The 13,528-nt window shown below is 63.5% G+C and carries 13 protein-coding genes and 3 pseudogenes; 10 read left to right on the top strand and 6 right to left on the bottom strand.

The window, feature by feature from the left end; genetic code table 11:
• The first annotated feature begins 81 nt into the window (after window positions 1-81).
• The gene (locus BVER_RS03935; RefSeq protein ID WP_050452176.1) at window positions 82-1,254 is read left to right on the top strand and encodes a fumarylacetoacetate hydrolase family protein; all 1,173 of its coding nucleotides are present in this window, start codon (window positions 82-84) and stop codon (window positions 1,252-1,254) included.
• Window positions 1,255-1,267: 13 nt separating this feature from the next.
• Here BVER_RS03935 and BVER_RS03930 read toward each other — a convergent pair whose 3' ends face one another.
• From BVER_RS03930 to msrC, 3 genes and pseudogenes are all read right to left on the bottom strand, one after another.
• Window positions 1,268-1,591 (bottom strand): helix-turn-helix domain-containing protein, encoded by a 324-nt coding sequence (locus tag BVER_RS03930; RefSeq protein WP_050452211.1) that lies wholly within the window; start codon window positions 1,589-1,591, stop codon window positions 1,268-1,270.
• A 118-nt stretch (window positions 1,592-1,709) separates the two neighbouring features.
• A pseudogene (locus BVER_RS03925) lies at window positions 1,710-2,702 on the bottom strand (substrate-binding domain-containing protein).
• A 31-nt stretch (window positions 2,703-2,733) separates the two neighbouring features.
• Complete coding sequence (gene msrC / locus BVER_RS03920) at window positions 2,734-3,237, bottom strand: free L-methionine (R)-S-oxide reductase MsrC (RefSeq protein ID WP_050452175.1); 504 nt, start codon at window positions 3,235-3,237, stop codon at window positions 2,734-2,736.
• A 284-nt stretch (window positions 3,238-3,521) separates the two neighbouring features.
• Between msrC and BVER_RS03915 the strand changes: the two genes are divergently transcribed.
• The 5 genes and pseudogenes from BVER_RS03915 (at window position 3,522) to BVER_RS03900 (ending at window position 8,520) form a co-directional block, all read left to right on the top strand.
• The gene (locus tag BVER_RS03915; protein ID WP_370444179.1) at window positions 3,522-4,763 is read left to right on the top strand and encodes an ROK family transcriptional regulator; all 1,242 of its coding nucleotides are present in this window, start codon (window positions 3,522-3,524) and stop codon (window positions 4,761-4,763) included.
• Complete coding sequence (locus BVER_RS03910) at window positions 4,753-6,291, top strand: sugar ABC transporter ATP-binding protein (protein WP_050452173.1); 1,539 nt, start codon at window positions 4,753-4,755, stop codon at window positions 6,289-6,291. The genes BVER_RS03915 and BVER_RS03910 overlap by 11 nt, the downstream gene beginning before the upstream one ends.
• Window positions 6,292-6,314: 23 nt before the next feature.
• Entirely contained in the window at window positions 6,315-7,346 is a 1,032-nt protein-coding gene (locus BVER_RS03905; protein ID WP_050452172.1) for an ABC transporter permease subunit, read from the top strand.
• A gap of 22 nt (window positions 7,347-7,368) precedes the next feature.
• A pseudogene (locus BVER_RS36430) lies at window positions 7,369-7,473 on the top strand (ribose ABC transporter permease); the annotation flags it as partial.
• Between the two features lie 153 nt (window positions 7,474-7,626).
• Window positions 7,627-8,520 carry an ABC transporter substrate-binding protein gene (locus BVER_RS03900; RefSeq protein WP_370444181.1) on the top strand — a complete coding sequence of 298 codons (894 nt, stop codon included), beginning with the start codon at window positions 7,627-7,629 and terminating at the stop codon, window positions 8,518-8,520.
• A 19-nt stretch (window positions 8,521-8,539) separates the two neighbouring features.
• On the opposite strand, the gene BVER_RS03895 is transcribed toward BVER_RS03900, so the two are convergent.
• The 3 genes from BVER_RS03895 to BVER_RS03885 form a co-directional block, all read right to left on the bottom strand.
• Entirely contained in the window at window positions 8,540-8,914 is a 375-nt protein-coding gene (locus BVER_RS03895; protein WP_050452170.1) for a nuclear transport factor 2 family protein, read from the bottom strand.
• Between the two features lie 66 nt (window positions 8,915-8,980).
• Window positions 8,981-9,892, bottom strand: coding sequence for an NHL repeat-containing protein (locus BVER_RS03890; protein WP_050452169.1), 912 nt, complete (start codon window positions 9,890-9,892; stop codon window positions 8,981-8,983).
• 63 nt (window positions 9,893-9,955) lie between these two features.
• Entirely contained in the window at window positions 9,956-10,633 is a 678-nt protein-coding gene (locus BVER_RS03885) for a GntR family transcriptional regulator (protein WP_050452168.1), read from the bottom strand.
• Between the two features lie 213 nt (window positions 10,634-10,846).
• On the opposite strand from BVER_RS03885, the gene BVER_RS03880 reads away from it, so the two are divergent.
• From BVER_RS03880 to BVER_RS03865, 4 genes and pseudogenes are all read left to right on the top strand, one after another.
• On the top strand, window positions 10,847-11,599 hold the full coding sequence (locus tag BVER_RS03880) for an ABC transporter substrate-binding protein (RefSeq protein WP_050452167.1): 753 nt from the start codon (window positions 10,847-10,849) through the stop codon (window positions 11,597-11,599).
• 94 nt (window positions 11,600-11,693) lie between these two features.
• Window positions 11,694-12,353 (top strand): amino acid ABC transporter permease, encoded by a 660-nt coding sequence (locus tag BVER_RS03875; protein WP_050452166.1) that lies wholly within the window; start codon window positions 11,694-11,696, stop codon window positions 12,351-12,353.
• The gene (locus BVER_RS03870; protein ID WP_050452165.1) at window positions 12,350-13,081 is read left to right on the top strand and encodes an amino acid ABC transporter ATP-binding protein; all 732 of its coding nucleotides are present in this window, start codon (window positions 12,350-12,352) and stop codon (window positions 13,079-13,081) included. Before BVER_RS03875 ends, BVER_RS03870 begins: the two co-directional genes overlap by 4 nt.
• A gap of 52 nt (window positions 13,082-13,133) precedes the next feature.
• Window positions 13,134-13,397 (top strand): annotated as a pseudogene (locus BVER_RS03865) (FAD-dependent oxidoreductase); the annotation flags it as partial.
• Between the last annotated feature and the right edge of the window lie 131 nt (window positions 13,398-13,528).

Below are 13,528 nucleotides of genomic sequence, written 5' to 3'. Positions count from 1 at the left end.
GGATAGATTATCAACCCGATGGACACCCGCACGGCACGCGGGCTACGATCGGCTTCCCTTTCGACCGCTTGCAAATCCGTCATGCCGACCCTTTCCGTTTCCGCTTGCCTGCCCGAAGACGTGTCCGACGCGGTGTTGATCGGCCGCGTCTGGCGTCCCGCTCCCGTCGATGGCCCGGCCGTCGTCGCCGTGCGCAACGGCGAGGTGTTCGATATCACGCGCGCCGCGCCGACCACCGCCGATCTGTTCGATCGCGACGATGCACTCAGCATCGCGCGCAACGCGGAAGGCGAGCGCCTCGGCACCGTGCAGGACCTGCTGCAAGCGACGCTCGACGGCAAACCCGGCGCGCTGCGTCTGCTCGCTCCGTGCGATGTGCAGGCGGTGAAGGCATGCGGCGTCACCTTCGCTGTGAGCCTGCTGGAGCGCGTGATCGAAGAGCAGGCCGGCGGCGACGCCAGCCGCGCGCAGGAAGTCCGCGACACCATCAACAAGCTGATCGGCGCGGATCTGTCGAAGATTCAGCTCGGATCCGAAAGCGCGGCGAAGCTCAAGGCCGAACTCGAGCGGCGCGACGCGTGGTCACAATATATGGAAGTCGACATCGGGCCGGACGCAGAAGTGTTTTCGAAGTCGCAGCCGATGTCGTCGGTCGGCTTCGGCGCGGATGTCGGCCTGTATCCGACCTCGAAGTGGAACAATCCGGAGCCGGAGATCGTGCTGGCGGTGAACGCGCTCGGCGAGATCGTCGGCGCGACGCTCGGCAACGACGTGAATCTGCGCGATATCGAAGGCCGCAGCGCGCTGCTGCTCGGCAAGGCGAAGGACAACAACAGTTCGTGTTCGATCGGCCCGTTCGTGCGCCTGTTCGACGAGCGCTTCACGCTCGACACGGTGCGAAGCGCGAGTTTGTCGCTGCGCATCGACGGCGCGGACGACGGCTTCGTGCTGGAAGGCGTGAGCCATATGAGCGAAATCAGCCGCGATCCGGCCGATCTCGTCAGTCAGACACACGGCAAGCATCACCAGTATCCGGACGGCTTCATGCTGTTCCTCGGCACAATGTTCTCGCCGATCAAGGACCGCGACACGGCGGGCGGCGGCTTCACGCATCATCTCGGCGATGTCGTGACGATCTCGACGCCGAGCCTGGGCGCGCTGGTCAATACGGTGAAGCTGTCGACGGAGATCGAGCCGTGGAAGTTCGGAGTGCGGGCGCTGTATGGGAATCTGGCGAAGCGCGGGGTGATTTGAGCGGCGTCAGCGTTCAGGTCGCGAAGACGACTTCGACGCGACCGACCTTCGTCGAGCGGCGCGGCGGCCCAACGACGATCTGAATATCACGGCCGAGCCGCGCCAGCAGTTCGAGCATTTTCGCTTCGCTGATGCCGCGAAAGTGACCGCGCATGAGTTGCGAAAGCTTCGGCTGGCTGATGCCCAATACTTCGGCGGCGCGCTGCTGCGTCCAGCGCCGCGCCCGGATGATCTCCCCGATCTTGCTCGCCAACTGAGCCTTCACGCGCATTTCTTCCGCGTCGGGAAAATCGAGGTCGGCGTAGACATTGCCGGTGCTTTTTTCGAGTTCAATCAGGATCGGCATGGCGTGCCTCGACATTCGTGCGCGGGACACTCAAATTACCTGTGCGCCGCGCCAATTTGAAGACAAGCAATCCTAACTTTATTCGGCACCAAAAAACTTAGTCGAAACGCTACCCCTTACTTCCCCCCACCCCCCCCGCCTTCGTCACCACCTGCACCGGCGTCTCCATAAACGGCGACAAATCCCGCTGGCGGCGGCGTTCCAGCAGCGCCTTCACCGCGACATCCACGCCGAACACGGCCTGACGCGCGCCGAATTGTTCGACCGTCGCGAGCAGACTGCCGTCGCGCAGCATCGGCTGGACGGCCTCGATATTGTTGTAGCCCGTCACCAGCACGCGGCCGCGCTTACCCGCGATACGCACCGCATCGGTCGCGCCGATCGCGATGTTGTCGTTCGCGCACATCAGCCCCGCGAGCGTCGGATGTTCGTAGAGCATCTGCAGGCCGATCGCCTTGCCGCTCGTCACGCTCCAGTCGCCCGCCTCGACCACGGCGACGTGCATGCCTGCCGATTCCATCGCCTGCTTGAAGCCGAGCGTGCGTTGCTGCGCGTTGCGATCGTTCGCCGGTCCCGCGATGATGCCGATCTCGCTGCCCGGTTTGAGCTGCGTCGCGAGATACGCGCCGACCATGCGCGCGCCGCGCCGGTTGTCCGGTCCGACGAAGGGCACCGTCACGTTGGCGGCATCCTGCACGGCTTCGTCGAAGGCCGTATCGATCGCCACGACGATGGTGCCCGCCGCGATCGCCTTCGCCACCGGCACGAACAGCGCGCGCGAATCCGTCGGCGCGATCACGATGGCGCCGACCTTCGCCTCCAGCAGCGTCTGCACGATGCGAATCTGCCCGGCGACGTCGTTGTCGGTCTACGTGCCGTACGTCTCCAGATCGAGTTGCGATGCGAAATGCCGCTGATAATTTTTCGCGCCATCGATCATGGTGGTCACGAAGGGATCGGCGAGCGACTTCAGCACCAGCGCGACCACGGCCTTGTTGTCGTTCGCGTTCGGCGTCGCCGCCTCGACCTCGCGCACGCGCGCAATGCCGCACGCGCCAAGGGCGCAGGCAGTCAGCAGGCGGCGGCGGACGAGGCTGGTCATGGTTGTTTTGTTCGCGACGATGGATGCGCGCTCAGGACGCGCGCTTGCTCCACGCCAGCGCGACGAACGCCGTGCACAGCGCCTCCATGCCGAGCGCGTCTTCGTCGTCGAAGCGGTTGGGCACGGGACTGTCGACGTCCCACACGCCGATCAGCGTGCCATCGCTCGCGACGAGCGGCACCACGATCTCCGAGCGCGACGCCGAATCGCAGGCGATATGACCGGGAAACGCCTCGACATCCGGCACGACCTGCGTGCGGCGCGTCTGCGCGGCCGTGCCGCACACGCCGCGTCCGAGCGCGATGCGCACGCACGCCGGTTTGCCCTGAAACGGCCCGACGACAAGTTCGCGGCCATCGAAGAAATAGAAACCGGCCCAGTTCAGCTCCGGCAGCGAGTGATAGACGAGCGACGAAAAATTCGCCGCGTTCGCAATGAAGTCGCTTTCGTCGCCGATCAGCGAGCGCGCCTGCTGAAGCAGATCGTCGTAATGAGCGGCCTTGTTCGCGTGCGAAGTCTGAGAGATGGAAAACATGCGCGCCAAATTATGAGATTAAGCGACCGACGATAGCACAGCCAAACTGGCGCGCGGCTTTCAGACAGCCTACGTTCGCTGCGGCGCGTCTTGGCCTGTGCGGGCGCATCGCCTAGTGTCGAAACGCGCCGCAGTATTCAAAAGACGCTTACTTCTGTCAAATCGCACGATTTCGATGTCTTCGGGATTTCCCTGCTTTACTTCGACACGCCGACGTTCTTAATTAAATCAACTTGATTTAATTAATGGTTCCGCCGTCGAGAACCATCGAAATCGGAGACAGCGTGAAGACGTCCAGCGGCAGAGGAAGCAACTCCGCGAACGTGCGCCGGTATAACGAGCGGCTGCTCTTGCAGGCGCTCAGGCGCACCGAGCCGGCATCGAAGGCGGATCTCGCGCGTCACGCGAATCTGACGAGCACGGCGGTCGGCAGCATCGTCGAATCACTCGGCAAGGCGGGATTGATCGAATATTCGGGACGCCGGCTCGACGGTCAGCGCGGCCAGCCCGCGTCGCTGATCAAGCTCGATCCGCGCGGCGCGTTCGGCATCGGCGTGCGGCTGGATCGCACGGGCATCGAGACGGTGCTGGTCAATTTCGCGGGCGACGTGCTGGCGCGCAGCGCGCTCGACAGCGTGCTGCCGCATCCCGACGTCGCGCTGAAAATCGTCACGCGCGATATCGGCAAGATGCTCGATCTGCTGAGCGCGGCGGAACGCGACCGGCTGGCGGGCATCGGCATCGCGCAGCCGTTCAATCTCGGTTCGTGGCTGCGCGAACTCGGCCTGCCCGCCGACACCTTCCGCGCGTGGGACAACACCGATTTCGCCGATGCATTGGGCCGCGCGCTCGCGCTGCCGGTCTTCTCCGAAAACGACGGCAACGCCGCCGCGACCGCCGAACTGTTCTACGGCCACGGACGCGGCTGCGACGATTTCATCTACCTGTTTCTCGGCTCGGCGATCGGCGGCGGCATCGCGATCGACGGCGACTGTCTGCGCGGCGCATCGGGCAATGCGGGCGATATCGGCGTGATCCCGGTGCCGCCGAGCCGCCTGCCGTCCGCGCCGCAGCCGAACGGCCAGTGGGACATTCTGCTGTCGCGCGCGTCGCTGAATGCGCTGGTGCGGCATCTGCATTATCGCGGCGCGTCGGCAGACAACCGCGTCGACCTGCAGGCGTGCATCGAGCGGCGACTGCCTGCCGTCGGCGAATGGATCGACGACTGCGTGGAAGCGCTCGCCCCCGCGTTGCGCGCCACGCTTTGCGTGCTCGACGTGCCGATGGTCGTGATCGATTCCGATATCGACGGCGGTCTGCTCGATGCGCTCGTCGAACGTCTCGCCGTGACGATGGCGGCAAGCGCGCCCGAAGCGCGCGGCACGCCGGCCTTCGTGCGCGGCACCTTCGGCCCGGACGCGGGCGCGATCGGCGCGGCCACGCTGCCGATGTTCTTCAATTTCTCACCGCGCGCGGGCGTTCGCCACGCGGGCATCAAACCGCAGGAGGCGAATCATGCCGCATGATCCTTCGACCCGAACGCCGCTGCTCGAGATGCGCGGCATCAGCAAGACCTTTCCCGGCGTGCGCGCGCTGAACGACGTGCGTTTGTCGGTCTTTCCCGGCGAAGTCCATTCGCTGATGGGCGAAAACGGCGCGGGCAAATCCACGCTGATGAAGATTCTGTCCGGCGCCTATCAGGCCGATGCTGGCGGACAGATTCTGATCGACGGCCAGATCGTGACCATCGACGGTCCGCTCGCGGCGCGTTCGCTGGGCGTCGCCGTGATCTATCAGGAACTGAGTCTCGCGCCGAATCTGTCCGTCGCCGAAAACATCTACGCCGGACGCGAATTGCGACGCGGCCGGCTGGTCGATCGCCGGGGCATGGAGTATGGTTGCGAGGAAGTGCTGACGCGACTCGGCGCGGCGTTCAAGCCGCATACGCTGGTCGGCGATCTGTCGATTGCGGAACGGCAACTGGTCGAAATCGCGCGCGCCGTGCATGCGAAGGCGCGCATCCTCATGATGGATGAGCCGACCACGCCGCTGTCCTCGCGCGAAACCGATCGCCTGTTCGAACTCGTGCGGCAACTGCGCGCGGAAGGCATCGCGATCATCTATATCAGCCATCGGATGGCGGAGATTTACGAACTGAGCGACCGCGTGTCCGTGCTGCGCGACAGCACTTACGTCGGCACTTTGATGCGCGACGAACTCTCCGCCGAGAGCCTCGTGAAGATGATGGTCGGCCGCGATATCTCCGGCTTCTACAAGAAGGAACACGCGCCCTACGATCCCGGCAACGTCGTGCTGTCCGTGCGCGACATGGCCGACGACAAACGCGTGCGCGGCTGCAGTCTCGATCTGCACGCGGGCGAAGTGCTCGGCGTCGCGGGTCTGGTCGGCGCGGGCCGCACCGAACTCGCGCGGCTGATCTTCGGCGCGGAAGAACGCACGCGCGGCGAAGTGTCGATGCACGGCAAGCCGTTGAAACTGCGCACGCCGCGCGACGCGATCGACGCCGGTCTCGTCTATCTCACCGAAGACCGCAAGGGACAAGGCTTGTTCCTCGACATGAGCGTGCGCGACAACATCAACATCACCATCGCCGGGCGCGATGCCAAAGCCGGCGTGATGGACCTGCCGCGCGGCAACGTGCGCGCGAAGGACGCCATCGCCGCGCTGACGATCCGTGTGCCGAACATGCGCGTGAACGTGGGCGCGCTGTCGGGCGGCAATCAGCAGAAAGTGCTTCTCTCGCGCTTGCTTGAAACCAAGCCCGACGTGCTGATTCTCGACGAACCGACGCGCGGCGTGGACATCGGCGCGAAGTCGGAGATTTACCGGATCATCAACGACCTCGCGAAGACGGGCGTCGGAATCATCGTGATATCGAGCGAATTGCCGGAAGTGATCGGCGTCGCGGATCGCGTCATCGTGATGCGCGAAGGCGTCATTGCAGGCGAACTCGGCGGCCATTCCGGCAAGCCGATTTCACAGGAAGGAATCATCGAACTGGCGACCGGCTCGAAAGTCGCGCTGGCGGCTTGAGCTTATCTGGACTGGAGAGAGACATGGCTAACACGACGAAACACCACGACAGCGCGCCCGTCGCCCGGACGGAAAATACGGCGCAACGGCAAAAGCGCATCGAACATCGCGAGCGCATGCAGGTTCTGATGCGCACCGCCGGCATGCTGCCGGTGCTGATTCTGCTGTGCATCGGCTTCGGCATCGTCACGGACGGATTCTTCAGCTTCCAGAATCTGTCGATCGTCACGCAGCAGGCGTCGATCAACATCGTGCTCGCGGCGGGCATGACCTTCGTGATTCTGACGGGCGGCATCGACTTGTCGGTGGGATCGGTGCTGTCGGCGGCGGCGGTTACGGCGCTGCTGGCATCGAACATTCCGGGCATGGGATGGCTCGGCATTCCGGCGGCGCTGGCAGTGGGCCTGGGCTTCGGCGTCGTCAACGGCCTGCTGATCGCGATGCTCAAGCTGCCGCCGTTCATCGTCACGCTCGGTTCGCTGACAGCGGTGCGCGGTATCGCGCGTCTCATCGGCCACGATACGACGATCTTCAATCCGCAACTGTCGTTCGCGTTTATCGGCAACGATTCGCTGTTCGGCGTGCCGTGGCTCGTGATTATCGCGATTGCGGTGGTGATCGTGTCGTGGTTCATCCTGCGCCGTACCGTGCTCGGGCTGCGCATTTACAGCGTCGGCGGCAATCCGGAAGCGGCGCGTCTGTCGGGTATCAAGGTGTGGGGCATCCAGCTCTTCGTCTACGCGATGTCCGGCCTGCTCGCGGGTCTCGGCGCGGTGATGTCCGCCGCGCGTCTCTACGCCGCCAACGGCCTGCAACTCGGCCAGTCGTATGAACTCGATGCGATCGCGGCGGTGATTCTCGGCGGCACGAGTTTCGTCGGCGGCGTGGGGTCGATCGTCGGGACGCTGGTCGGCGCGCTGATCATCGCGGTGTTGTCGAACGGTCTCGTGCTGCTCGGCGTGTCGGATATCTGGCAATACATCATCAAGGGTCTCGTGATCATCGGCGCGGTGGCGCTCGACCGTTATCGCCAGCGCGGCTCGGCCCGCACCTGAATTCGCTTGAACTTGCTAGAACTTGCTCGGCGTGTCGGATATCTGGCAATACATCATCAAGGGTCTCGTGATCATCGGCGCGGTGGCGCTCGACCGTTATCGCCAGCGCGGCTCGGCCCGCACCTGAATTCGCTTGAACTTGCTAGAACTTGCTTGTACGGGCGCATTCGGTCCGCGTGCGCCCGCCCTGAAAAAAGGACCGAAAAAGGAAAACGGAGACAACAACATGCGCAAGCACAATAAGCTTTTCGCCAGCGTCGCACTCGCTATCGGTTGCACGATGTCGCTTTCGGCGCACGCCGCGGGCAAAGAATTGAAGTCGATCGGCATCACGGTCGGATCGCTCGGCAATCCGTACTTCGTGACCATCGCGAAGGGCGCGGAAGCGAAAGCCAAGCAGATCAATCCGAACGTCAAGGTCGTGTCGACATCGTCCGATTACGACATGAACAAGCAGTTCACGCAGATCGACAACTTCATTTCCGCGCACGCCGACATGATCCTGCTGAACGCGGTCGATCCGAAGGCGATCGAGCCGGCGGTGAAGAAAGCGCAGAAGGCGGGGATTGTCGTGGTCGCAGTGGACGTCGCGGCGGCGGGCGCGGACGCCACCGTGCAGACCAACAACGTGCAGGCCGGCGAAATCTCCTGCGAGTTTCTCGCCAAGAAGCTCAACGGCAAGGGCAACGTGGTGATCGAGAACGGGCCGCAAGTGTCGGCGGTGATCGACCGCGTGAACGGCTGCAAGAGCGTGCTGGCGAAGAATCCCGGCATCAAGGTGCTGTCCGACGATCAGGACGCGAAAGGCTCGCGCGAAGGCGGCATGAACGCGATGCAAGGCTATCTCACGCGCTTTCCGAAGCTCGACGGCGTGTTCGCGATTAACGATCCGCAAGCCATCGGCACCGATCTGGCGGCGAAGCAGCTGCATCGGAACAATATCGTGATCACGTCGGTGGACGGCGCGCCGGATATCGAAAGCGCGCTCAAGACCGACACGATGGTGCAGGCGTCCGCCAGTCAGGATCCGTGGTCGATGGCGCAACAGGCGGTCGCGGTCGGCTACGACCTGATGAACGGCAAGAAACCCGCGAACCCGACGATTCTGCTGCCGTCGACGCTGGTGACGCGGGGCAACGTCGGCAGCTATAAGGGATGGTCGTCGCCGCGTTGATCCGTGTTTATCCGCGCTTTTATAGCGTAGTGTCCAGCACGGGCGGTCCGAAGACGAACGACGCTTCAGCGATCGCCCCGGACACCACGCGGTACGTCGCCATCATCTCGAGCGTTCCGGTGCCTTCCGAAAAGGTACGCGTGACGCGTTCATGGTCGATCACGATATCGCCGATGACCGTGCGCTTCAGCAAGGCCGCGTGGAGATTCGGTTCCTGAAAGCGCGCGACGGATCGCGCGCGAATCTGCTCGACACCTTCCGCCAGCAGCGTGCCGGGAAACAGATATTGCTTCGCGTCAGGCGCGTAGGTGGCAATCCACGCGTCGAGATCGCGCGCGTTGTAAGCGTCGAGTTGTCGTTGCACGACGGTTTCTGGGCGGTTCCGGTATTCCATGATCGATGGCGATGTCGTTGATCGAAGCGGCATTATACCTTCGGATTGCGAATCGATCCGGTCGATTCACCTGATCGGCCACACCCGCACGCGACTCGCCTGATCGCGCGAGCTCGCGCGATCCACCGCGACGAGCCGCTTGCGGGCCGCATCGACCGCGACGCCGCGCGGCTGGTCGAAGTCGCCGGCGATCACCGTCGCGCGGCCGCGCTTCGAGAACTTGCAGAGCGCGTGCGCGCCGCACTTCGTGTAGAGCGTGCCGTCGGGGGCGGCGGCCAGCAGATCGGGCGCGTCGACGTTGGCGAACACGTCGCCCGCTTCGATCGGCGCGCTCGCCGTGCGCGCTTCCAGCAAATCCACCTTGACGATGCGATTGGCCGCCTGATCGCTGATGAACAGCGTGTCGTCGAGCACCGCGAGCCCGACCGGCTTGCCCAGACCCGTGACGATATCGCGCTCCTTCACGCTGCCGGGCGGCTCGCCACGCGGGATCATGCTGACGCCGCCGGCGGCCGGCGCGTCGCCTTCCTTCGCGAACCAGCTCGACAGAAACGTGCCGCCGTCGAGCACGACGAGACCGAGCCGCCGCCGCTCCGGATTCGTGTCCGATGCCAGCGCGACTTGTCCGTTGGTGCCGACATCAAACACGGCGCTCGACTTGCCGAAGCCGAAGCGCGCGACCAGCAGATGCGCGTTCGGCCCGAAGACGATCTGCGACAGGCTGCCGCGATCGCCCGCCGCCGGAATGCGCGCGAACGGCGCGAACGCCGCCTGCGAATCCGCGATATCCAGGCTCAGCAGAATGCCGTTGCTCTTGTCGTCGGTGACGAACACCGCGCCATCGGTTTCGCGGATGGCGATGCCGTTCGGCGTACCGGGCACGGCGACCGCAATCGGCGCGGTGACGTTGTTTCCGCCCGACGCGCACGCGCCCAGCAACAGACTCATCACCGCGATCCAGGCCACGCGACGGCTCATAAGCTTCTCCTTTTCCCGAGAACGGCTGGTTATCCCGGAACCGATGATATCGCGGGAGAGAAGTCAGTCCTTGCGCCGCCGCGTGCCGAAGTGCAGATCGACGACGCTACGGATGTGATACGTCATCTCCGCGATGCCGATGGTCGCGTCGCGCCGTTCCAGCGCGCTCAGCACGTGCGAATGTTCGTCGATCGAATATTTCAGCCAGTTCGGCACCTCGTACTCGCGCCCGCGTGTCAGGCGGATTTTCTCGTGAATGACCGTTAGTTGCTGCAATAGCAAGCCGTTGCCCGCGCCTTCGGCGAGCATCAGGTGGAAGGCGGTGTCGTACACCGAAAAGCGTTGCCGGTCGTTCGCGGCCAAAGCGGCCACCTGTTCGTCGATCAACTCGCGCAGCCGGTCGATGATCGAATCGTCGGCGCGTTCCACGCACAGCCGCACCGCCGTGGTTTCGAGGCTTTCGCGCACTTCGTACAGATCGCGGATATCGTTGTGCGTCAGCTCCTTCACCTGATAGAAGCGCCCCTTGCGCTCGACGAAACCCTCGTCGAGCAATTGCCGCAAGGCCTCGCGCACGGGCGTGCGGCTCACGCCGTAGTGCGAGGCCAGTTCCACTTCCTGCAGCGGCGCGCCCGCCAGCAGCCGCATCTCCAGAATCTCGGCCTTGATGCTGCCGTACACACTGCCGCGCAACGGCCCGTTGGTGCTCGCGCCCTCGGGAACCGCATCGTCTTCGAACATCGTATCTCTCACTGTCGGCACGCCCTCTCGGTGACGGCATCGCACGTTCTAGCATACTGAAAATTAAAATTAGTACAAACACTCATCTAAAAATCGTCAAATTTGCCTTGTTTCGGTTTTTGGCGTGTCTAATATATACCGAACGAGGCGATGACAGCGTGCTTACCGTGCTGCTGATCCGGCCACGACACTTTGACAAAGAGAAATCTCGCAATGAAGAAGTTGAACACGTTTTTCGCGGGCATCGCGATGGTAGCGGGTGTGGTTCTCGGCGGCGCGGCCCATGCCGAAACGCTGAAAGTGGGCTCGACGCCGACCGGCGTGCCCTTCACCTTTCTCGATACCAAGTCCGACAAGATCACCGGCTTGATGGTCGACATCATGAACGAGGTCGGCAAGGAAGCGGGCTACGACGTCACGACCGTGCCGCTCGCCTGGTCCGCGCTGATTCCGTCGCTCACGACCGGCAAGATCGATGCGGTGTCCGCCGCGATGTTCGTCACACCGGAGCGCCAGAAAGTGGTCGATTTCACCGACACCGTTTATCAGTACGGCGAAGGCCTGATCGTGCCGAAGTCCGACGGCAAGAACTACGTGAGCTTCGCCGATCTGAAGGGCAAGGTGGTCGGCGCGCAGATCGGCACGCCGTTTCTGAAGGCGTTGCAGGATTCCGGGCTGTTCGCCGAGGTCAAGGTCTATGAAACGCTGCAGGATCTGTTGCGCGACATCAACACCGGCCGTCTCGATGCAGGCGTCGCCGACTATCCGATCCTCGCGTATCAGGTCTCGCACGGCGGCTTCACCAACACGCGGCTCTTGACCAGCTACAAGGCCGTGATGCCGGGACAGGTCGGCATCGCCGTGCAGAAGGGTCATCCCGATCGCGTCGCCAAGCTCAATGCCGCTATCGCCAAGGTCAAGGCCGATGGCCGGATCGACGCCATCGTGAAGAAGTGGGGTCTCTAAGACTCAAGTCCTGCCGGAGCGGGTCTCGCTCCGGCGCATCGCCAGTTTTCAAGCAAACCATCTCTTGCCGGCGACGGCCAGGAGACCCTGACTCATGCATGAATTTTTCCAGCATTCCGCGGAATATCTTCCGATTCTCCTGCGCGGCGTGAAGCTGACGATCCTCGTCACGCTCGGCTCGCTGGTGCTCTCGACCGTGCTCGGCATGGTGTGGGCGCTGATGCGCGTCTCCGGCGTGCGCGCGCTCGATCTGACCGCCCGCTGCATCATCAACTTCATTCGCGGCGTGCCGATCATCGTCCAGTTGTTCGTGATCTATTTCGTGCTGCCGGATTTCGGCATTTCGATCACGGCGCTGCAGGCGGCGATCATCGGTCTCGGCTTCGCGTATTCGGCGTATCAGGCGGAAAACTTCCGCGCGGGCATCAAGGCAATCGATAAAGGCCAGATCGAGGCGGCCCATTCCATCGGTATGCGCGGCGTGATGACGATGCGTCGCGTGATCCTGCCGCAAGCGTTTCGCATTGCGCTGCCGCCGTACGGCAACACGATGATCATGCTGCTCAAGGACAGCTCGCAGGCGTCCACGATCACCGTCGCGGAACTCGCGCTGCAAGGCAAGCTGATCGCCTCGTCGACCTTTCAGAACACGACCGTCTTCGCGCTGGTGGCGGCGCTTTATCTGGTGATGTGCATTCCGCTGTTCCTGCTCGTCGGCCAGCTGGAAAAGAAACTCGGGAGCGGACGCAAATGATCGAACTGCACGACATTCACAAGAGCTACGGCTCGCTCGAAGTCATCAAGGGCGTCTCGGCGACGGTATCGAAGGGCGAAGTGGTCTGTCTGATCGGGCCGTCGGGCTCGGGCAAGTCGACGATTCTTCGCTGTATCAATGGGCTGGAGACGTATCAGGCGGGCAACATTCTGATCGAAGGGCGCAAGGTGGACGCGGCGCACAAGTCGATCTCCGATATACGCACCAATGTGTCGATGGTGTTTCAGCGCTTCAACCTGTTTCCGCATCGGACGGTGCTGGAGAACGTGATCGAAGGGCCGATTTTCGTCAAGCGCGAGCCGAAGAAGCAGGCCATCGAACGCGGGCGCGGCTTGCTGGAGCGCGTCGGCTTGTCGGCGAAGAAAAACGCGTATCCGGCGCAACTGTCGGGCGGCCAGCAGCAGCGCGTGGCCATCGCGCGGGCGCTCGCGAGGCAGCCCAAGGCGATTCTGTTCGACGAACCGACCTCCGCGCTCGATCCCGAACTCGTCGGCGAAGTGCTCGCGGTGATGCGCCGTCTCGCCGACGAGCAGATGACGATGATCGTCGTCACGCACGAAATGGGCTTCGCGCGCGATGTCGCGGATCGTGTGCTGTTTCTGGATCGCGGCACGATCGTCGAGCAGGGACCGGCGAAGGACGTGCTCGGCAATCCTCAGCATCCGCGCACGCAGGACTTTCTGAAACGAGTCATCGAGCATGTCTGATTCCACGATAACCCTCACGCCCGCGCAGTCCGCACCGCTTTCCCGATCTTCCATGTCCAGCGAACTCTTTCCCTTGGCCCCTTCCCTGTGGGCCAGCACGGCTGTGCCCGCCGTGCCCACGCCCGCGCTCGGCGAAAGCCGCACGGCGGATATCGCGATCGTCGGCGCGGGCTATGCCGGCCTGACGACCGCCTACCATCTCGCCAGACAAGGCGTGAACGTCGTCGTGCTAGAAGCGCGCGAACCCGGCTGGGGCGGCTCGGGACGCAACGGCGGGCAGATCATCCCCGGCCTCAAATACGATCCCGACGAACTGGAATCGAAGTAGTCGGGCCTGCAAAATTGAATTTGCCGGAATGGACCCAACGACGCAGTCTGGTGCAGACGTAAACGCACATCTCAGCCAGGTCTGCAGCGCACGAGTAGAGGTTGAGGCATGACGTTGAG

The organism is Candidatus Burkholderia verschuerenii (assembly GCF_001189365.1).
Taxonomy (GTDB): domain Bacteria; phylum Pseudomonadota; class Gammaproteobacteria; order Burkholderiales; family Burkholderiaceae; genus Caballeronia; species Caballeronia verschuerenii.
This window is presented reverse-complemented; position numbering and strand designations above follow the sequence as displayed.

What these genes read in the sequence shown, in the direction of transcription:
- BVER_RS03935 (WP_050452176.1), top strand. Translation starts at nt 82, where the DNA reads ATGCCGACCCTTTCCGTTTCCGCTTGCCTGCCCGAAGACGTGTCCGAC.
- msrC (WP_050452175.1), bottom strand. Translation starts at nt 3,237, where the DNA reads ATGTTTTCCATCTCTCAGACTTCGCACGCGAACAAGGCCGCTCATTAC.
- BVER_RS03910 (WP_050452173.1), top strand. Translation starts at nt 4,753, where the DNA reads ATGCCGCATGATCCTTCGACCCGAACGCCGCTGCTCGAGATGCGCGGC.
- BVER_RS03905 (WP_050452172.1), top strand. Translation starts at nt 6,315, where the DNA reads ATGGCTAACACGACGAAACACCACGACAGCGCGCCCGTCGCCCGGACG.
- BVER_RS03900 (WP_370444181.1), top strand. Translation starts at nt 7,627, where the DNA reads ATGTCGCTTTCGGCGCACGCCGCGGGCAAAGAATTGAAGTCGATCGGC.
- BVER_RS03895 (WP_050452170.1), bottom strand. Translation starts at nt 8,914, where the DNA reads ATGGAATACCGGAACCGCCCAGAAACCGTCGTGCAACGACAACTCGAC.
- BVER_RS03890 (WP_050452169.1), bottom strand. Translation starts at nt 9,892, where the DNA reads ATGAGCCGTCGCGTGGCCTGGATCGCGGTGATGAGTCTGTTGCTGGGC.
- BVER_RS03885 (WP_050452168.1), bottom strand. Translation starts at nt 10,633, where the DNA reads ATGTTCGAAGACGATGCGGTTCCCGAGGGCGCGAGCACCAACGGGCCG.
- BVER_RS03880 (WP_050452167.1), top strand. Translation starts at nt 10,847, where the DNA reads ATGAAGAAGTTGAACACGTTTTTCGCGGGCATCGCGATGGTAGCGGGT.
- BVER_RS03875 (WP_050452166.1), top strand. Translation starts at nt 11,694, where the DNA reads ATGCATGAATTTTTCCAGCATTCCGCGGAATATCTTCCGATTCTCCTG.
- BVER_RS03870 (WP_050452165.1), top strand. Translation starts at nt 12,350, where the DNA reads ATGATCGAACTGCACGACATTCACAAGAGCTACGGCTCGCTCGAAGTC.